Here is a 19,381-nt window from a genome sequence, read left to right as displayed (position 1 = left end):
GCCAGACGCATTGCATCTGAGACTGCAATCGATGCCGTTGGATGTGCATAAACAGTAATAGCCAAAGGTTTATTTGCCCCTAACCACTTATTCACTTCTTCAATAACTTCAGCCGGATATCCCTGTTCCATGCCTTTGAAATGAATAACAAACTGGTTACCTTTGATCTCCCAGACCGGAGGCGTGTCCTGCGAATCAAACCGTCCATTATTCTGCCCTTTGATCGATGCGGCAGTCTGGCTATCAGCCAGTCTGATCACCTCACCTTTCTTGTTCACATCAGCGTTGGCCTGCATCGTCTTGTCACCATCCGATGCACTGCCCTCCGCGCTTGCCTGGCTGGCTTCTGCGGATGAGGCGGAGGCCATCATTTCAGATTCAGAGCACGATGTTGCCGGCTGTTGTTGGGCCTGAACGGACTCAGACTGACTGATGCTGGCGGTTGCAGGGCTTGGCGATGCGTCACTCGCATCCTTAAGATTTTGCTGGTCAGGTGTCGCACCGTCACTCTCCGCAACGGTAGAAAATGATGATTTAGCAATTTGCTCAACCGGTGAAGGTGCTTCATAGCTTTTTTTAGCACTTTCATACATAATCAACATACTATTAAGTACGAAGACCAGCATCAGGAATATAAAGATGCATAACACCGAAGAGAAGGCATCAACAAATGTTGGCCACGGGTTGCTTTCTTCCATTAAAACTAACCTCTGAAAACATAAATGAATGAGTGAATATCTATTATTCATAATCATTGTTTATGATTTCAACAAAACTCGAGAGTAAAATTACTCTTTCAGAATAAATTAATATTATTTAATTATTAATATATGATTTTTATTGATTGGAGTTATGAATGACAACATTTCCCGGAGAGTGGTCTCCCCAGGAAATGAATTTATCAGATTAGTTTGAAGTTAATATAAATGATTAATTTAAATATTATCAGCAACTCAAAGTAACATAAATAAAAACGTTACGCGAACGTTTTACTTGCCAGGCGATCCAGCAGTTTCTGATGGATCCCACCAAAACCACCGTTACTCATCACCAGAATATGGTCACCCGGCTGAGCCGCTTTCACCACCATATCCGCCAGCACATCCACATCCGCAGTCCAGTGCGCCGGCTGGATGCAGGCATCGGCCACTTCCGCCACCTGCCACGGAATATGCTGCGGCTGCAGCAGGAAGACCTCATCGGCACGCCCTAAAGAGGGCGCGAGATCGTCTTTGCAGATCCCCATCTTCATGGTATTCGAACGCGGTTCCAGCACTGCCAGAATGCGCGCGGTACCGCCGACTTTGCCGCGCAGGGCCGCAAGCGTCGCCAGAATCGCCGTTGGATGGTGTGCGAAATCGTCATACACCGTGACGCCGTGGGCTTCACCGCGCAGCTCCAGACGGCGACGGGCATTGATAAACGAGCCCAGTGCGTTCGCCGCATCCGCAGGCTGAACGCCCACATGGCGTGCGGCCGCGATCGCCATCAGGCCGTTGTGCATGTTGTGTTCACCCACCAGGCCCCACTTCACCTCTCCCACTTTTTCACCGTCGAGCAGCACTTCCCACTCCGAGGCATCCGCGTTGAGTTTCTTCGCCTGCCAGTGGCCCTGCTCGCCCACCAGCTCCTGCTCGCTCCAGCAGCCCATTGCCAGCGTCTGTTTCAGGTTGATGTCGTTTTCCGGCAGGATGATGCGGCCCTGGCCCGGAACAATGCGCACCAGGTGGTGGAACTGCTTCTGAATGGCTTTCAGATCGTCAAAGATATCCGCATGGTCGAACTCAAGGTTGTTGAGGATCAGCGTACGCGGGCAGTAATGGACGAATTTGGAACGTTTGTCGAAGAAGGCGCAGTCATACTCGTCGGCTTCGATAACAAAGAACGGGCTGTCGCCCAGGCGCGCAGAGACGTCGAAATTACCCGGTACGCCGCCAATCACGAAGCCCGGTTTATAGCCGCAGGCTTCAAGGATCCACGTCGCCATCCCGGCGGTGGTCGTTTTGCCGTGGGTACCGGCAACGGCAACCACCCAGCGGTCACGCAGCACGAAATCATGCAGCCACTGCGGGCCGGACATGAACGGAATATTGCGTTCCAGTACCGCCTCAACGCACGGGTTGCCGCGGGTCATGGCGTTGCCAATGATGACCAGATCCGGCTCGGGATCCAGCTGGCTGGCATCGTAGCCCTGAATCAACGCGATGCCCTGTTTCTCCAGAAGCGTGCTCATTGGCGGATACACATTGGCGTCCGAACCTGTCACTTCATGGCCCAGCGAGCGCGCCAGCATTGCCAGTCCGCCCATAAAAGTGCCACAAATCCCCAATATATGAATGCGCATACGTCACTATCCTTCTTTAATGTGGCGCACATTTTACTCACATGTTAGCGGCTGTGAAACGCATTTCAGGAAAATCCGTATCCTGCTGGCGCGATTCACCTCTGCGCTACTATTTGAATCTTTGTTAAGATTGTTGGGCTTTAGTCGTTTTAGTGAACATACAATCGCTTTACTCACAAAGATGCAGGGAAAGTGTTATGAAAACGTTAGGTGAATTTATTGTCGAAAAGCAGCACGAGTTCTCTCATGCTACCGGTGAACTCACTGCTTTGCTGTCGGCAATAAAGCTGGGCGCTAAGATCATCCACCGTGATATCAACAAGGCCGGTCTGGTCGATATCCTGGGTGCCAGCGGTGCCGAGAACGTTCAGGGCGAGGTTCAGCAGAAACTCGATCTGTTCGCAAATGAAAAACTGAAAGCTGCACTGCGCGCGCGCGACATCGTTGCGGGTATCGCCTCCGAAGAAGAAGATGAAATTGTTGTTTTCGAAGGGTGTGAACACGCGAAATACGTTGTTCTGATGGATCCGCTCGACGGCTCCTCCAACATCGATGTTAACGTTTCTGTCGGTACCATTTTCTCCATCTACCGCCGCGTCACGCCTGTTGGCACGCCGGTGACCGAAGAAGATTTCCTGCAGCCGGGCAATAAGCAGGTTGCTGCCGGTTACGTCGTGTATGGATCCTCCACCATGCTGGTGTATACCACCGGGTGCGGGGTTCACGCCTTTACGTACGATCCTTCCCTGGGCGTCTTCTGCCTGTGTCAGGAACGTATGCGCTTCCCGGAAAAGGGCAGTACCTACTCCATCAACGAAGGAAACTACATCAAGTTCCCGAACGGTGTGAAGAAGTACATCAAATTCTGCCAGGAAGAAGATAAAGCGACGCAGCGCCCGTACACGTCCCGCTATATTGGCTCTCTGGTTGCGGACTTCCACCGTAACCTGCTGAAAGGCGGTATCTACCTCTATCCAAGCACCGCAAGCCACCCGGACGGGAAACTGCGTCTGCTGTATGAATGCAACCCGATGGCGTTCCTGGCCGAACAGGCGGGCGGCAAGGCGAGCGACGGTAAAGAGCGTATTCTGGATATCGTGCCGGAAAGCCTGCACCAGCGTCGTTCATTCTTCGTCGGCAACAACCATATGGTTGAAGACGTTGAACGTTTTATCCGTGAGTATCCGGACGCGTAATACCTTTCTTCAGGGGAGCCCGTCTGGCTCCCCTGTTCATTTATATATTTTACCGTATAAGTGTTTATAAAAAACACGCTTTAATCCTGAGCACTGCTCCTGCATTATTTCCATAACAGTTTGACAGATATTTCGTGGAGCAGAATCGCAATGAAAAATTATTCTCGTGCTAATACCGGTATTGATTTAAATCTTATCCCTGTTTTTATTGAGATCGTCCGCTGCGGCAGCATGGCAAAGGCGGCAGTGCGTCTCGACATGTCCCGCCCCGCGGTGAGTCTGGCCCTGAAACGTTTTAATCAACTGTTTAATGAGCCGCTGTTTTTCCGCAAAGGTTTATATCTCGAGCCGACGGAAAAAGCATTAGCTCTAACCAGTTCGCTGGAAATATTAATGGGCGATATTCACGATAATATCGCAGCAGTCAATTCTGCAAAAAATAAAACCCCGACACAAAACGTACCGGGGCTGGGCAATATTATGCCGCGTTCTGAGTCGTCACTTTGAATGAGGACATGGCGTCCATCAGCTGACGCGACTGCTCCTCAAGGGAGCGGGTCGCGGCGGAGGATTGCTGCACCAGCGCCGCATTCTGCTGCGCGGTTTCGTCCATCTGATTCACCGCAATATTCACCTGCTCAATGCCGCGGCTCTGCTCCTGGGACGCGGTGGCAATTTCGCGCATCAGTTTCGTCATGCGCAGCACTTCGGTTGCGATCTCATCCATTGTTTCACCTGCCTGCTGAGCCAGCTCGCTGCCCTCGTTAACATGGGTCTGCGAATCACTGATAAGTGAGCGGATCTCTTTCGCCGCGTCGGCGCTACGGCTGGCAAGGTTTCGCACTTCGCCCGCAACGACGGCAAACCCGCGCCCCTGCTCGCCCGCGCGCGCCGCTTCCACGGAGGCGTTAAGCGCCAGAATATTGGTCTGGAAGGCAATGCCGTCAATCACGCTCAGAATGTCGGCGATTCGCGCCGAGCTGCCGGAGATATCCCGCATTTTCTCAATCACATAGCAGACCATTTCGCTGCCATGATCCGCGGTATCAGACACCGATTTCGCCAGCTGGTGCGCCTGCTCGGCGTTATCGGCGTTGAGTTTCACCGTGGCGGTGATCTCTTCCATGCTGGCGGCCGTCTGTTCCAGCGACGTGGCGGTGGATTCAGTGCGCTCGGCCAAATCCCGGTTCCCCGCCGTCAGTTCGCGGCTGCCGGTGTCAATTTGCGCGCTGGCATCACGTACCCGCAGCACCGAGTTCATCAGCGACTGACGCATCTCCTCTATGGCGGCATTGAGACGGTTAAATTCCTGGCTCGCGGGCGCATTTAGCGTATGGGTTAAATCACCCGCCGCCACGTTCTCCAGCTGAGCGATTGACGCCGAGAGCGGCTTGAGCAGCATATGGCGCAACACCAGCCAGGCCAGCACGATAATGCCTGCCGTCAGCAGCGCTGCGACGATAATCAGGATCAGTACGCGGGTTTTACTCGCCTGCACGGCACTGACTTCTGCCTGGCCTCGCGCTTCACTCCATTTCTGAAACGCCTGCATAGCGTTATCAAATTGCTTCGCCACCGGGATCAGGGCGTTTTCCAGCAGATCGTAGTAATTGTCAGCGCTCTGGTCATTCAGGGCTTTCAGCATCGGGTTGATCCCCTGCTGGTTATACGCCGCCAGCGTGGTTGCCACGTTATTGAGAAGCTGTTGCCCCTGCTCGTCAGCCACGCCGCCGTCGATCACGCCTTTCAGCGTTTTCTGGGCCAGGGCGACTTCCTGATTGATATTTTTTACCGCTCTGGAGGCATCGTCCAGCATACCGATTTCCATCATCCGGACGGCCTGGCCCGCTTCATTGCGCGCACGCAGGATCAGCGTATAGCCAGAATTAAGCTGCACCATCTGCTCACCCTGAAGGTGGTTGATACGCTGCAGTGAAGAAGAACTCTGTGTGAGGGCATAAATGCCAATGCCGCTGACAATCAGCAGCAGAAGGGTCATAACGGCCAGTAAAGAGAGCAAGCCGGTACGAATCGATAGCGTTTTAAGCATGATATTATTTCCGGTAGCGAGATATTTCTGGGCATAAAAAAAGAGTATCGGCCGCTACCGGAAAATGTTTAGACTTTAAGCAAATTCAGCATGTTATCGCTCTGTTACCGACGTGTTTACGCGGGTAACAGGTGAGCTTTGGCGGTTCTCCCAGAGCACCGTCAGACCGCGCTGCAGGGCAATAAAGATAAACAGCAATATGCCGATAGCGATCTTCGTCCACCAGGAGCTGAGCGTACCGTCAAAGTTGATATAGGTCTGGATCAGCCCCTGGATGGCCACGCCGAACAGCGTTCCCAGCACCGTTCCCACTCCACCGCTGAGCAGTGTGCCGCCGATGACCACCGAGGCAATGGCATCGAGCTCGACGCCCACCCCTGCCAGCGCGTAGCCCGCCTGGGTATAAACCGAGAAGACAATGCCTGCCAGCGTCGCCAGCCCGGTCGAGAGCATATAGATGCGAATGGTGGTGCTGCGGGTGGAGATCCCCATCAGGTTTGCCGAGGTGGCGTTACCGCCAATGGCGTAAACCTGGTTGCCAAACCGGGTACGGTGGGCAAGGAAGATGCCAATGACCACCACGCCCAGCATCAGAAGCCCCATCGCGCTCAGACGACCGCCGCCGGGGATTTTCCACGCCAGGCTTGAGAGCGTGTCGTACACCGGATGGTTAATCGGAATTGACTCTTCCGACACCAGATAGCTCACCCCGCGCAGGAAGAACATGCCCGCGAGGGTAATGATAAAGGCCGGGATCTTTAACGCGTCGATCAACAGCCCCATAAAGGCACCAAACGCGCAACCCATCACCAGCACCAGCGGGAAGGCCACCAGAGGAGAGATCCCCCAGAAACCGATCGCCTTCGCGAGGAACACGCCAGTGAAGGCGATCACCGAGCCGACGGAGAGATCGATCCCACCGGAGAGGATCACAAACGTCATGCCGACGGCGATAATCCCTAAAAAGGCGTTATCGGTCAGTATGTTGCAAATCACGCGCGTCGAGGCAAAACCCGGGAACTGGGTCAGGCAGTAGAGATACCCCAGCACAAACACGCCCAGGGTGATCATTAACGGTAAATTACGTTTTATCATGGCCACGGATCCCCTTAATGATGCTGACAAAGCGCGGTGACTGGACGATCAACACGCAGAGCACGACCACCGCTTTTACCACCTGGTTGAGTTCCGGCTGGAAACCGGAAAGCAGGATCCCTGTGTTCATCCCCTGAATGATCAGCGCGCCAATCACCGAGAGCAGCAGGTTAAAGCGCCCGCCCATCAGCGACCCGCCGCCGATCACCACTGCCAGGATCGCATCCAGCTCCAGCCAGAGTCCGGCGTTGTTGGCATCGGCCCCGCGAATATCTGCCGCGACGATAACCCCGGCGATGGCGGCGCACACACCGCTAAGCACGTAGGTCAGCATCACCATCAGACGCGTATTGACCCCGGCGTTGCGTGCCGCGCGAATATTGATCCCGACGGCTTCAATGAACATCCCCAGCGCCGTTTTGCGGGTGAAGAGCCAGAACACCACCAGCGTGACCAGAGCAATGATCACCGGCGTGGGGAAGAACAGCAGCTTGCCGCTGCCGAGCCACGCCAGGTTCGGCGAGTTGAAGGTGACAATCTGTCCGGAAGTAATGAGCTGTGCCACACCGCGCCCGGCGACCATCAAAATGAGCGTGGCGACAAAGGGCTGAATCTTCAGCACCGCCACCAGAATGCCGTTCCATAATCCTGCCAGCACGCCGGTGCCTAATGCCGCCAACAGGACGACCGGCAGGCTGTGCCCGGCCACGGTCATCGAGGCTGCCGTGGCCCCGGCGATGGCCATCACCGCGCCGACGGAGAGATCGATCCCGCCGGTGGCAATGACCAGCGTCATCCCGATGGCCAGCAGCGCCACGGGCGCAGCCCGGTTCAGGATGTCTATCGGGCTGCCAAACAGGCGACCATCCTGAACAATAATCTGGAAGAAATGCGGTGCGACAAGGCTATCAACCAGCAGTACCACCAGCAGCGCCGCGATTTGTGGCGTGCCGGTTGGCCAGTTGAAGCGGCGCTTTGTTGCGCCAGTTTGCGAAAGCGAACGGGACATCACGATTCACTCCTTATGCCGCAATGGCATTCATGATCGCCGGAACGGACAGCTTATCCAGCGGGATCTCTGCCACCTGTTTGCGATCGCGCATGATAATGACGCGATCGGCATAGCCCACCAGCTCTTCCAGTTCAGACGAAATGACCAGCAGCGCCAGGCCGTCCGCACACAGCGTTTCGATAAGGCGGATAATTTCGGCGTGCGCCCCCACGTCAATGCCGCGGGTCGGTTCATCGAGGATCAGGAACTGCGGTTTAGTCAGCAACCAGCGTGACAGCAGTACTTTTTGCTGGTTGCCGCCGGAGAGAAATTCAATGGGCTGTTCCGCGCTCGGGGTGCGGATGCCGAGCTGGCGGATAAAGCGCTCCGCAATCGCGTTCTGCTCTTTGCGGGGGATTGGCCGCAGCCAGCCGCGCTGCGCCTGCAGGGCGAGAATGATATTTTCGCGCACCGAGGCCGCGGCAATGATGCCATCCGTTTTCCGGTCTTCCGGACAGAAACCGACGCCAAGACAGGAGGCCTGATGCGGCGATCGCAGGGTTTGCGGTTTACCCTTGATCAGCGCAGTGCCGCTGTCCGCAGGTTTGATCCCGAAGATCACTTCGGCGGTTTCGGTGCGTCCGGAGCCCAGCAGGCCCGCCAGGCCGACAATTTCGCCCGGGCGGACTTCCAGGTTAAACGGCGAGATCACCCCTTTTTTGCCATAATCGCTGAACGCGGCGACCGGTTTTTCGCTCAGCAGCGTGCGGCCTGCACGCTGAAGGGCGTTGGTTTCAAGTTCACGCCCCAGCATCATTTTGACCAGTTCGATCTGCGGCAGCTCGCGGGTTTCACGGCAGCCGACAAAGCTGCCGTTACGCAGCACCGTAATGCGATCGCTCACCTCGTACACCTGATCGAGGAAGTGGGTGACGAAGATCAGGCTGACCCCCTGATCGCGCAGCTGGCGCATCAGGGTAAAGAGCATCTCCACTTCCTGGGTGTCAAGGCTGGCGGTGGGTTCATCAAGGATCAGCACTTTTGCGGAGAGATCGATGGCGCGACAGATGGCGACAATCTGCTGCATCGCCACGGAAAAGCGGTTCAGCGGCTCGCGAACGTCGAGGGAGAAGCCGTATAATTCCATCAGCTTCGTGGCACGCGCCTCCATCTCTTTGCGGCGCAGCAGGCCAAAGCGTCGTGGCTCCCGGCCAATAAACAGATTATCCGCCACCGACATATTCGGCAGCAGGTTCACCTCCTGGTACACCGTCCCGATCCCCAGCTGTTGGGCATGAGCGGTGTTTTTCGGTGAAATGGCGTGACCTTCCAGCCAGATGGTGCCGCGATCGGCGTGATAAACGCCGGTCAGGGCTTTAATCAGCGTTGATTTTCCCGCCCCGTTCTCACCCAATAACGCCATGATTTCACCGCGCCGCAGGCTGAAATCAACGTTATCCAGCGCTTTTACGCCGGGAAAAAATTTACTCAAGCCCTCTGTGCGGAGGATTGCCTGGTGTTGTTCAGTGGTCATGGTTTTCCCCCTGCATCAAGCCGGATGGCGCTACGCTTATCCGGCCTACAAAAGAGCGTATCGTAGGCCGGGTAAGCGTAGCGCCACCCGGCAAATTCACTGGATCAGTAGCCCATATTTTTCTTCTTCTCTAACTCTTCTTTCGCCGTGTCCGGCAGGTAGAGCGTGGATTTGGTGACCGTCACCTTCTCAGGCATCGTGCCGTCCTTCTTGAATTTCTCCAGCGCATCGAATGCCGGGCCGGCCATGTTTGGCGTGAGTTCCACACTGGCGTTAGCTTCGCCGTCGATCATCGCTTTATAGATGTCCGGCACGCCGTCGATCGAACCGGTGAGGATATCTTTGCCCGGCTTCAGGCCCGCTTCTTTAATGGCCTGAATCGCCCCGATCACCATGTCATCGTTATGGGCATAAACCATGCAGATGTTCTTGCCGTTGTTTTCGGCCTTAATGAAGCTCTCCATGACCTCTTTCCCTTTACTGCGGGTAAAGTCGCCGGACTGGGAGCGGATAATCTTGATGTTTGGCGCTTTGGCAATCGCCTCAGCAAAGCCTTTCTTACGGTCAATAGCCACGCTCGCGCCGACCGTGCCCTGCAGCTCCACGACGTTACACGGCTTGCCATCCACCTGCTTCACCAGCCAGTCGCCAATTAATTGCCCTTCAAGCACGTTGTTGGCGGTCACGGTGGTCATATAGAGAGATTTGTCTTTTACATCGATGGAACGATCGAGCAGGAAGACCGGAATTTCAGCATCTTTCGCTTCTTTCAGGACGGGTTCCCAGCCGGTTGCCACCACAGGCGCAATGAAGATGGCATCCACGCCCTGAGCGATGAATGAACGCACGGCTTTAATCTGGTTCTCCTGCTTTTGCTGACCATCGGCGATTTTCAGCGTAATGCCGCGTTTCTGGGCCTCGCTTTTCGCCACGTTGGTTTCTGCTGCACGCCAGCCCGATTCAGAGCCGACCTGCGAAAATCCTACGGTTAAGGGTGCGGCCATCGCCATAGACGACATGGCTGCCGAAACTGCTGTGACAAGAAGTAAGCGCTTCCACATATGAGCGTCCTCGTAGGGTGAGTTATTGTTGGTTAAAAGATGTTCTGCGAAATGACTATAGCCAATGAAATATGTAACGAATTGCGTTACATCACACTTCAGAAAAGTGAATAAAACGTTAATCACAAGTTTGTAATCGCTTTCATTTCTCCATGAAAAATGCGGCTGAGTTTATGGATTTTTCTGTCATGGAATCGGTCTGAAAAGTGGGAAGGAGAGGGAGAGAAGGCGAAAACAGGCAGAGACATTCAGTGCGAGTTGGCTATAATACCTGCCACTTGTTTACCATCCATTTTAAAGGACACCGACATGAGCTTACTCAACGTCCCTGCGGGTAAAGAACTGCCAGAAGACATCTACGTAGTTATCGAAATCCCGGCTAACGCAGATCCTATCAAATACGAAGTGGACAAAGAGAGCGGCGCCCTGTTCGTAGACCGTTTCATGTCTACCGCGATGTTCTATCCGTGCAACTACGGTTACATCAACCACACCCTGTCTCTGGACGGTGACCCGGTTGACGTGCTGGTCCCAACGCCATATCCGCTGCAGCCAGGCGCCGTCATTCGCTGCCGTCCAGTGGGCGTGCTGAAAATGACCGACGAATCCGGTGAAGATGCGAAGCTGGTTGCGGTACCACACACCAAACTGAGCAAAGAGTACGATCACATTAAAGATGTGAACGACCTGCCAGAGCTGCTGAAAGCGCAGATCACTCACTTCTTCGAGCACTACAAAGACCTCGAAAAAGGCAAGTGGGTTAAAGTTGACGGCTGGGACAACGCAGAAGCGGCGAAAGCAGAAATCATCGCCTCTTTCGAACGCGCGGCGAAGAAGTAATTCTTACGGCCTGCCGATAAAGCCCCGCTGGTCGGGGCTTTTTTTTGCCATTGAATAACAAGAACACTCCTGACCGTCGCGATCGTGAGCGCTATACATGCTAAGTTTCTTTCTTCAAAGCATAAAAATGGGCTACATAAAGGCGTTTGACTGTTACGGCAAAGACAGCAAATGGCAGTATCTCTGCATCATGACATTCCAGCTTGCCTGGTTTTTGTTTTACTTATGGATCCCTTATCGAAGCGATTATGCGATTCTGCTGTTTTTACTGTTTTTCCTGCCCGTCATTTCAAGTAATACACGGTGCATAAACTACTATGGCCGTTCACGCGCTTTGTGTTTGTTATGGCTCATTGCCCCCTACATCATGCTGTTCGTTCCTCTGTTTTTAACCCGGCGCCGGGATACAGAAGAGAATTGAAAGAGTAAAAAAAAACAACGCCACCTCACGGTGGCGTTGTCGTTTTTCAGTACTGGTCTCTGTCTAACCAGTTACCGCTTACAATCCGCGTTAACCCTTCGACCGGACGCTGGTAGACGTACATCCACGCGCTTCCGTACGGCGTCTGGATCAACTGGCGCGCGTATTCACCGCCCCTGGTGCGCAAGGCATCAAGTTCGGCAAGTGTCGCGTTATCAATACGATAAACCTCACCCTGTACCGTTCCCTCCCCGGGAACCGCGCCTGGATAGTGGCCCAGGCTGTACAACTGGTAGTTTTCGATATTGTAATTCCCCAGTAGCTGGGCATTGGTCATCCAGTGACTGTTGCCTTGCCTGGTTCTTAAACTGCCGTAGACAAATATTCGCATTGCTAAAACTCAAACTGATAGAGCAGATCAAGTGCCTGGTCTACGCCGGACACTGCTTCCAGATATAGCTTAGGCATCAGGCGATAGCGTAGCGTGAGTGTTGCCAGTGAGTCAAAGATCCCCACACCATATTTTACCTGCAGACCCGGCAGTACATAGCCGCTGACCACCACCTGCGAGGAGTCACCCACGCCTTGGGTGTCCAGCGCCAGATTGCTTACGCCGAACGTCTCACCGATTTTACCCACAACCTGCCCACTTTGTGCAACCCCCAGGCCCACTAACATCGAGGTCATCGCCGCACTGTCGCTCTGACCGCTGTCCAGACCTTGTCCACGCAGCAGGTATGAGAGAGCTTCCTGCTGCGACATCGCCGGGTCAGAGAAGATCTCCGCCTTCGGTTCGTCAGCGGAACCCGTAACGCGCACGCCCGCGATAACGTCGTTTTCCGTCGCTTCCGGGTTACGAATCGCTTCAATGTTCAGCAGAGGCTGATCCGGTGGACCGGAGAACAGCAGCTCACCTTTGCGGACAATCAGATCCTGGCCATAGGCATGGAAACGCCCTTCAGGAATATTGATTTGCCCGTTCAGGCCAAGCCCTTGTTTATCCTGCGCCACTTTCAGATCCCCCGTCAGTCGCGCCTTCAGCCCAAACGCATCCAGCCGCACGTTATTCCCCACGTGCACGATAAGGTTACTGTTGATGGGTATGCCCGCGCTCTTCTGTTCGACAGGTTTCAGATTGTCATCGAGCATCACTTCATCACTTGAGACGCCGACCGCGCTTTCCGGCACGTCGTGGACCACGATGCGTGCCCACGGCACGTCGACGCGTCCGTCAAGCGTGAAGAGGCTTGGCGTGGCTTCAAAGACCACATCAGGCGAGACGTCCAGTCGCACCATAGGCGGTACGGTGATGCGCACCTTGCTGCCTTTCGCCGCAATACGGGCCCGCCAGTTATCGAGCTGGCTCCAGTCCGCGTCGCCGCTGAGGTTGATTTGCCCCTGCTGGGTTAACACCGAGCCGCTCAGCGTCGAGCTCATGCCGTTGAAGTTCATCGCGAGCTGGCTGGGCTGCATGTCAAACGGCATAAAGTTACCGTCGATATCCACCCCGCTGAGCCGCATCTGACCGAACAGCTGCGGGCTTTGCGCGTTGCCGGCCAGACGCAGGTTGGCATTGAGCATGCCTTCTGCTTTTTCCCCGCGGGCGAAAATCGGGTTCACCATCGCCAGGTTGAAGTTGCGGATAGTGACGTTGCCGCCCAGATTGCGCCGTCCCTGTGGGTCGGTGATTTCAACTTTCCCGTCAAACTGACCGTTGTTGGTAAGACGAATCAGCCACCCCAGCTCCGCACGGTTGTTATGCAGGTCCGCGCTCAGGTTCAGCGTGTCGAAGGCCACCGGCAGCGGCGCATCGTTGACCTCCTGCGTCACCTTCACGTTACGTCCGGAAAGCGTGACGCTGCCCTGCGGCAGCCCCTCTTTGGTGGTGTCCCAGGCGACATCGGCTTTCCCGCTGAAGACGCCGCTCGCCTGGGTGGTATCCGGCATAAACGGTTTCAGCATCGCCAGATCGAAGCGATTGAGGTTGATCTGTGCGCGACCTTCCGCCCCCGCATCGATGGTCTGCGGTACGCACAGTTCCGCATTCGGGTTGGTCCAACAGTGTGGCCCAATGCTGATCTTCTGCTCGGCGTTGCGGTAGTCCAGCGCGATGGCGCGCGACAGCGCCAGCGGCCCTACCGGGGTGTTGAAGCGGGTGTTGTCCAGCGTCCCTTTCCAGCGCTCTTCCTTGCGGTCGAAGCTGCCGGTCAGGTGAAGCTGACCGGAGACCGGCTCGCCCTGCACCCGCAGCTGGAGGTCGTGCTGCTTCTCGTTCCCTTTGGCGTCCAGGGTGACAAGGTTAATGTTGACGTCCGGCTGAGAAATGCGCTCCACGCGCAGGTTCAGGTTACCGCCGATCTGATCGGTGGATTTCACATCCCCTTCCACGCGGACGCGGGCGACGCTCAGTTCCTGCCAGCGCAGGTTACTGGCGGTGATATCCGCCAGCAGCTGCGGCGCGTCGACCGTGCCGCGCACTTTCACTAGCCCTTTCGCCGTACCGCCAAGGCCCGGCAGCGCGTTATCCAGATTCGGCGCGTCGATGGTGGCATCCAGATTGAGATCTTTCACCCCCAGCTCGCCTTTGATATCCGCCGTGTTGCGACCCAGCGCCACGTGCAGACCCGGGATAATCCACTGCAGATAGCTGTTGCCTTTGACCGAGCCCTCAACGTTAACCTTGTTCTGCTTCACGTTACCGGTGAGCTTAATCTCCGGCACGTCCATCTGCCACGTTCCACCGTACAGGCTGCCGCGGGTTTTAATCAGACCATCCAGTTTCGACGGCCAGTCCGGCACCTCTTTGGCGGTGTTAATGCCCGTCAGCTTCAGCTCGCCGCGCCAGCTGATCGCCTGCTGCCAGTCGAGCAGCGCGGTCAGCTCGGTTTTGCCTTCCAGCGCCGCGACGGTCAGCTTATCGAGGTTGACCTGCTGTTCGTTGCCCTTCGCATCCAGCGTAATGTTTGCAGGCGGCACGCCTTGCCCCTTCACCGCGGTACGGAACGACAACGTATAATCGGTCATCTTGCCGCTCAGCTTCAGCTTCAGGTCATCGGCCTGGAACTGCTTTTCGCCGGTGAACGGCCAGGAAAGCTGCTTGCTGACGACCTCAAGATTCAGCGGCAGCCCGGCTTCCGCCAGCTGGGTTTGCGCACGCAGAACCATGTCCACCGGGCCGGAGAGATTCACGCCGACGTCCAGCTTGTCGCGCAGCGCCCCGCCCACTTTGACCTTCACCTTTTCGCCTTTCAGCGGATCGATGTTGAGCGCGCTGTTCAGCGTGATATCCACCGGCCAGTTGTCGCGCAGCAGGGCATTCCCTGACGCGTTCACCGAGCCCTGGTTGGTGTCGATATCCAGCGCGTCGAGTTTCATGTTGCCGTCAATGCTGCTGACCTTCAGCAGCATGTTAAAGACCGTCAGGTCGGTATCGCCGGTCAGACGCAGCTGCTCGCCTTTGAACTCTTCAATGTTGAGGTTCAGCGGCAGATGAACGTCGGTCATCTCCGGCAGGACTGGCTTAGAGAAAAGATCTTTCAGCGTTTCGCCCAGCGGCTTCTCTTCCGGCTGCGGGTTCTGGATCTTCGGCTCGACGATCTCTTCCTGCGCCACGTCTGCCACTTTCGGCAGCGCGATCAGTAAACCCTGCAGGGAGGTGGGCGTCAGGGTCAGGTTTTTCTCCTGCCAGCGCAGGCCGGAGGTGAAATCCATCACCGACACGGTGGTGTCGTCGATTTTGATATTGACGTTATCCAGCGCCACCCGATAAAGCGCAATCGGGTACGGCGTGGAGAGATTCAGCGGACCGCTCTCCTCTTCTTCCACCGGCGCAGACTTCGGCATTTTTTTCGTATCTATCGCCACGTTGACATCTTTTAGCGACAGATCGTTGACGCAGAGCTTGCTGTCGCGCAGACAGCCCAGCTTCACTGCGAGGTGAAATTCACCGGCGTTCACCGCCACGCCCGGCTGTTCATAGCGGATGTTTTTCAGACGCAGGTCGCGCCAGCCGCCCGTCACCTGGCCGATTTCCAGCCCGGGCACCCAGCGGTTCGCGGCGTTAAACAGCAGATGCAGCCCGCTCGTCGTGCCCACCAGAAATGCCACCGTACCGAGCAGCAGCACGATAAAAATCAGTACCCCGAGGCTTATCTTCTTCCATAAACTCATAATTCAGGCCCCAGACCGATGTAAAACTGTAATCCGTGTTCTTCTTTGTCGCCCACCGGAACGGCGAAATCGAGCTTGATGGGCCCGACGGGTGACTGCCAGCGCACGCCTACGCCCGCGCCGGTTTTAAAATCGCTGCGGCGAATATCGCTCACCGCTTCGCCGCCGTCGACGAACATCGCCCCCCACCATTTCCCGCTGACGTTGTATTGATACTCCAGCGAGCCGGTGGCCAGCTTGGAAGCACCAATCAGCTTGCCGTCATCATCTTTTGGCGCGATAGACTTGTATTTGTAGCCGCGGATACTGCGGTCACCCCCGGCGAAGAAGCGCAGGTCCGGCGGGACTTTCTCGAAGTCGCCGGTTTCGATCCAGCCGAGGTTACCGCGCATCACAAAGCGGTGTTTATCATACAGCGTGCGGATCCAGACGTTCTGCGCCTGAATTACCGAGAAATCCACATCGGAACCCCACATGGTGTTGGAGTAATCGATAGAGTAGCGCTGGGAATCTCCCCAGGTGGGCATCAGGCCGCCGCGCGAGCGGGTGCGGCTGATCATCACCCCAGGATAAAGCAGCATGGTGGTGTTGGTGACGTTGGCCTGAGTAAAGTGGTCCAGACTCCAGCGCAGGTTAATGGCGCGCTGCCAGCCGCTGGAGAGATCCCAGTAACGTGACACGGCAAGCGTGGTGGAATCTGACTCGGTATCGTTCAGGTCGGTTCGCTTAAAGCCCCCCTGAACCAGGTAGTACTGCTCGAGCGGGTTTTTCAGCAACGGCATTTTGTAGCTGAAATCGAGCTGCTGTTCCGGGGCAGAGATACTGGCGCTGGTGGTCAGGCTGTGGCCCCAGGAGTTCATCCACGGCTTTTTCCAGGTGGCCTTCACGCGCGGGCCGACGTCCGTCGAATAGCCCACACCGGTTTCAATGGTGTTCTCGGTGCGCGGCGAGACAACGCCATGCAGCGGCAACACCTTGGTTTTGCGAGACTTATCAAATTCCGGCGCGACAATCACGGAGTTAAACCAGCCGGTGGCAGAGAGGCGTCGGTTCAGCTCTCCCAGATCGCTCGACTGGTAGTAATCCCCTTTTTTGAAAGGCACGAGGTTTTGCAGGTACTCTTCACGAATTTGCGAACCTTCGAACGTCACATCGCCAAAGCGATAACGTTCCCCGCTGTCGTAGTCGATATCCCAGAAGGCCTGACGTCGCGCCAGCGCAATACCGAGCTGGCTCTTGTTGAACTGGCTGTCAAAGTAGCCCTTACGCAGGGACACGCTCGTCAGCTCTTTTTTGAAATGGTCGTAGTCACCGTGGTTGAGCACGGTGCCGATTTTCGGCCGCGTGCTGAGCAGATCCAGATAGTCCCGGTCGGTACGCGCCCCGCCACGCAGGATAACGTTGGTGCCGCCAATCAATACGGGCTCACCCGGCGAAACGCGGGCAATAAGCACCTGCCGCCCCTTCTTTGGCGGTGGACGGAGGTCAAAATCAATGGTGGGCTCGTAATACCCCAGCGCTTTCAGCCCTTCACGGATGGCATCATCCACGCGCGCGCGAAAACGCCGGTCCGGCGTCACCTCATCACTCTGGATGGTCGATAACTGCGCACGCACGTTTTTTTGTAGCGCCCCGGATAACCCCTCAACCTGCAAACGGACATTCGCCGCGCTGGCAATCCCGCTTGTCAGCAACATACTGACCAAACATAACTGGCGGATTTTTGTCACGTTCTCTCCTGAATATCCCTGTTTCCACCCTGGAAGCAAATGAAGTGCCGCTCCGCGGCAAAATACGGCCTGTTGGCCAAAAACCCACATCACGGGTTGAAAATGGGTATAACACCCAAATATTTCTTATGATTAAATCTAGACTCATTCAGCGCATTTATTGTGTTCAATTAAACGCTTCGTGACAACCTTAACCGAAACATCGCACCCCGGGAGGCCCCATCGTGAGTTTATTCGACAAAAAGCATCTGGTTTCACAAGCTGATGCATTACCGGGACGCAACACCCCTATGCCTGTGGCGACCTTACACGCCGTCAATGGCCATTCCATGACCAATGTTCCTGAAGGTATGGAAATCGCCCTGTTTGCCATGGGCTGCTTCTGGGGCGTTGAACGCCTCTTCTGGCAACTGCCTGGCGTTTACAGTACGGCAGCCGGCTATACGGGCGGTTACACGCCAAACCCAACCTACCGCGAAGTCTGCTCCGGCGAAACCGGCCATGCGGAAGCGGTGCGCGTGGTGTATGACCCCGCGGTGATTAGCTACGAGCAGCTCCTGCAGGTCTTCTGGGAAAACCACGACCCGGCGCAGGGCATGCGTCAGGGCAATGACCACGGCACCCAGTACCGCTCGGCCATTTATCCGCTCACCCCGGAGCAGGACGCCGCGGCGCGCGCCAGCCTTGAACGCTTCCAGCAGGCCATGCGTGAAGCGGGCGATACGCGCGAGGTGACCACGGAAATCGCGACGGCAAAACCGTTTTACTATGCCGAGGACGATCACCAGCAGTATCTGCATAAAAACCCCTATGGCTACTGCGGTATCGGGGGCATCGGCGTCTGCCTGCCGCCACAGCTGGCCTGATTACTGATCCAGCGCCACGCGAGCCGCGTGGCGCGTAGCATTGCTGACCGAACCGTAATCCATCACTTTGCCCTGCAGCAGCAGGTTAAAGACCGGCGCCTGCGGTCGGTTCAGCCGCGTCTGCAGCAGGTGCACAGCCTCAATCCCCAATTCCCGGCAGGGCACCGTGACGCCCGTGACCGGCCTTTCCAGACGGTGCGCCAGATTCCAGGCAAAATCGGTGGTAATGAGCGAAATATCTTCCGGGATACGCAGCCCGTGGCGCGTTAACGCCCTGACCACCCCTTCGGTCATGCTGGTACTGTTGGGGAAAATGACCTCCGGCCACTGGGATCGGTCATGGCTTAACAGCCACGCATCGAGCGCCTGCTCGGCCTCGCCTGCCGTAAACCACTCCGTAACTAACAAATCGCGCTGGGGATCAAAGGCAACGTGAAAATGGCGGTATGCCTCTTTAATGCCGTCCAGACGCGCATACAGCGTATCCCGTCGCAGACAGGTGAGCGTAAGCACGCGGCGGTGCCCCTGCTCAAAGAGATATTGCATGGCGGTAAAGCCGATCGCCCGATGGTCGGGTGACACGGAATCCAGAACCCGCTCCCGGTCAACAGAGTTGATTAAAACGCAGGGTTTATTGAGCGTGCTGGCCAGTTTAAATATGGTGGCATCATCCGTGCCGATGATAATTATCGCATTGATATTTTTATGGCTGGCTTTTTCCATAAATAATTTCACATCCGCGTGTTGCTCTTCTAATGCGCAACAACTGACCCACACATTGTGTCGCGAGCAGGCTTCGGCAATGCCTTTGGTCACTTCCAGATAAAAAATATCACCGCGTCCCTGAAAGGTTCTTTCCGGTGCAAAAACCGCGATGCCGTTAATTAACAGCCGGCCGCTCGCCATTGACTCCAGAACACCTAATTCTCGCGCGGTGCGAACGATCGCGTCCCTGGCTTTATCGCTGGTATAAGACTTGCCGCTTAATACCCGCGAAACCGTGCTAACGGAATAGCCCGTCAGGGCCGCAATTTCCTCCATTTTTAACTTGCCCGGCATAGTGTGACCTCGCTCTCAATCAGT

The 19,381-nt window shown here is 55.8% G+C and carries 14 protein-coding genes and 1 pseudogene; 4 read left to right on the top strand and 11 right to left on the bottom strand.

Annotated features, from left to right (window positions below; translation table 11 throughout):
• Positions 1–580 precede the first annotated feature (580 nt).
• Positions 581–698 (bottom strand): annotated as a pseudogene (locus tag SP99_RS25235) (hypothetical protein); the annotation flags it as partial.
• Positions 699–976: 278 nt separating this feature from the next.
• Positions 977–2,344 (bottom strand): UDP-N-acetylmuramate:L-alanyl-gamma-D-glutamyl-meso-diaminopimelate ligase, encoded by a 1,368-nt coding sequence (gene mpl, locus SP99_RS02325; protein ID WP_047957623.1) that lies wholly within the window; start codon positions 2,342–2,344, stop codon positions 977–979.
• 197 nt (positions 2,345–2,541) lie between these two features.
• On the opposite strand from mpl, the gene fbp reads away from it, so the two are divergent.
• Both fbp and SP99_RS02315 read left to right on the top strand, forming a co-directional pair.
• Entirely contained in the window at positions 2,542–3,540 is a 999-nt protein-coding gene (fbp, locus tag SP99_RS02320) for a class 1 fructose-bisphosphatase (RefSeq protein WP_025759072.1), read from the top strand.
• A 150-nt stretch (positions 3,541–3,690) separates the two neighbouring features.
• Positions 3,691–4,047, top strand: coding sequence for a helix-turn-helix domain-containing protein (locus SP99_RS02315; protein WP_047957622.1), 357 nt, complete (start codon positions 3,691–3,693; stop codon positions 4,045–4,047).
• Here the strand turns inward: SP99_RS02315 and SP99_RS02310 are convergent.
• The 5 genes from SP99_RS02310 to ytfQ form a co-directional block, all read right to left on the bottom strand.
• Positions 4,019–5,590 (bottom strand): methyl-accepting chemotaxis protein, encoded by a 1,572-nt coding sequence (locus SP99_RS02310; RefSeq protein WP_045284442.1) that lies wholly within the window; start codon positions 5,588–5,590, stop codon positions 4,019–4,021. The genes SP99_RS02315 and SP99_RS02310 overlap by 29 nt on opposite strands.
• 93 nt (positions 5,591–5,683) lie before the next feature.
• Positions 5,684–6,685, bottom strand: a complete 1,002-nt coding sequence (gene yjfF, locus SP99_RS02305) for a galactofuranose ABC transporter, permease protein YjfF (RefSeq protein ID WP_021240694.1) — start codon at positions 6,683–6,685, stop codon at positions 5,684–5,686.
• Positions 6,672–7,697 carry a galactofuranose ABC transporter, ATP-binding protein YtfT gene (ytfT, locus tag SP99_RS02300; protein ID WP_167514955.1) on the bottom strand — a complete coding sequence of 342 codons (1,026 nt, stop codon included), beginning with the start codon at positions 7,695–7,697 and terminating at the stop codon, positions 6,672–6,674. The genes yjfF and ytfT overlap by 14 nt, the downstream gene beginning before the upstream one ends.
• Before the next feature lie 10 nt (positions 7,698–7,707).
• Positions 7,708–9,210, bottom strand: a complete 1,503-nt coding sequence (ytfR, locus tag SP99_RS02295; protein WP_047957620.1) for a galactofuranose ABC transporter, ATP-binding protein YtfR — start codon at positions 9,208–9,210, stop codon at positions 7,708–7,710.
• A gap of 104 nt (positions 9,211–9,314) precedes the next feature.
• Positions 9,315–10,271 carry a galactofuranose ABC transporter substrate-binding protein YtfQ gene (gene ytfQ / locus SP99_RS02290; RefSeq protein ID WP_014882271.1) on the bottom strand — a complete coding sequence of 319 codons (957 nt, stop codon included), beginning with the start codon at positions 10,269–10,271 and terminating at the stop codon, positions 9,315–9,317.
• Between the two features lie 309 nt (positions 10,272–10,580).
• On the opposite strand from ytfQ, the gene ppa reads away from it, so the two are divergent.
• Positions 10,581–11,111 (top strand): inorganic diphosphatase, encoded by a 531-nt coding sequence (gene ppa, locus SP99_RS02285; RefSeq protein ID WP_008501423.1) that lies wholly within the window; start codon positions 10,581–10,583, stop codon positions 11,109–11,111.
• A gap of 467 nt (positions 11,112–11,578) precedes the next feature.
• Here ppa and SP99_RS02275 read toward each other — a convergent pair whose 3' ends face one another.
• From SP99_RS02275 to tamA, 3 genes are read right to left on the bottom strand one after another with little or no spacing between them, the layout of a single operon-like run.
• Positions 11,579–11,923 (bottom strand): gamma-glutamylcyclotransferase family protein, encoded by a 345-nt coding sequence (locus SP99_RS02275; RefSeq protein WP_025759063.1) that lies wholly within the window; start codon positions 11,921–11,923, stop codon positions 11,579–11,581.
• Positions 11,924–11,925: 2 nt separating this feature from the next.
• On the bottom strand, positions 11,926–15,702 hold the full coding sequence (tamB, locus tag SP99_RS02270; protein WP_047957619.1) for an autotransporter assembly complex protein TamB: 3,777 nt from the start codon (positions 15,700–15,702) through the stop codon (positions 11,926–11,928).
• A complete protein-coding gene (gene tamA / locus SP99_RS02265; RefSeq protein ID WP_025759061.1) occupies positions 15,699–17,432 on the bottom strand; it encodes an autotransporter assembly complex protein TamA in 1,734 nt (577 codons plus the stop codon). The genes tamB and tamA overlap by 4 nt, the downstream gene beginning before the upstream one ends.
• Positions 17,433–17,656: 224 nt before the next feature.
• On the opposite strand from tamA, the gene msrA reads away from it, so the two are divergent.
• Positions 17,657–18,298: a peptide-methionine (S)-S-oxide reductase MsrA gene (gene msrA / locus SP99_RS02260; RefSeq protein WP_025759060.1), complete on the top strand. Its 642-nt coding sequence runs from the start codon at positions 17,657–17,659 to the stop codon at positions 18,296–18,298.
• Here the strand turns inward: msrA and SP99_RS02255 are convergent, their stop codons facing one another.
• Positions 18,299–19,357 (bottom strand): LacI family DNA-binding transcriptional regulator, encoded by a 1,059-nt coding sequence (locus SP99_RS02255; RefSeq protein ID WP_047957618.1) that lies wholly within the window; start codon positions 19,355–19,357, stop codon positions 18,299–18,301. It abuts the gene before it with no gap.
• Positions 19,358–19,381: the final 24 nt, after the last annotated feature.

Origin of the sequence: Enterobacter sp. BIDMC92 (assembly GCF_001030225.1) — a bacterium.
GTDB classification, from domain to species: Bacteria; Pseudomonadota; Gammaproteobacteria; order Enterobacterales; family Enterobacteriaceae; genus Enterobacter; species Enterobacter sichuanensis.
Note: the sequence above shows the minus strand (reverse complement) of the source record. Positions and strands in the feature narration are given on the sequence as shown.

What these genes read in the sequence shown, in the direction of transcription:
- SP99_RS02275 (WP_025759063.1), bottom strand. Translation starts at nt 11,923, where the DNA reads ATGCGAATATTTGTCTACGGCAGTTTAAGAACCAGGCAAGGCAACAGT.
- yjfF (WP_021240694.1), bottom strand. Translation starts at nt 6,685, where the DNA reads ATGATAAAACGTAATTTACCGTTAATGATCACCCTGGGCGTGTTTGTG.
- fbp (WP_025759072.1), top strand. Translation starts at nt 2,542, where the DNA reads ATGAAAACGTTAGGTGAATTTATTGTCGAAAAGCAGCACGAGTTCTCT.
- tamB (WP_047957619.1), bottom strand. Translation starts at nt 15,702, where the DNA reads ATGAGTTTATGGAAGAAGATAAGCCTCGGGGTACTGATTTTTATCGTG.
- SP99_RS02310 (WP_045284442.1), bottom strand. Translation starts at nt 5,590, where the DNA reads ATGCTTAAAACGCTATCGATTCGTACCGGCTTGCTCTCTTTACTGGCC.
- ytfR (WP_047957620.1), bottom strand. Translation starts at nt 9,210, where the DNA reads ATGACCACTGAACAACACCAGGCAATCCTCCGCACAGAGGGCTTGAGT.
- SP99_RS02315 (WP_047957622.1), top strand. Translation starts at nt 3,691, where the DNA reads ATGAAAAATTATTCTCGTGCTAATACCGGTATTGATTTAAATCTTATC.
- ppa (WP_008501423.1), top strand. Translation starts at nt 10,581, where the DNA reads ATGAGCTTACTCAACGTCCCTGCGGGTAAAGAACTGCCAGAAGACATC.
- ytfQ (WP_014882271.1), bottom strand. Translation starts at nt 10,271, where the DNA reads ATGTGGAAGCGCTTACTTCTTGTCACAGCAGTTTCGGCAGCCATGTCG.
- SP99_RS02255 (WP_047957618.1), bottom strand. Translation starts at nt 19,357, where the DNA reads ATGCCGGGCAAGTTAAAAATGGAGGAAATTGCGGCCCTGACGGGCTAT.
- mpl (WP_047957623.1), bottom strand. Translation starts at nt 2,344, where the DNA reads ATGCGCATTCATATATTGGGGATTTGTGGCACTTTTATGGGCGGACTG.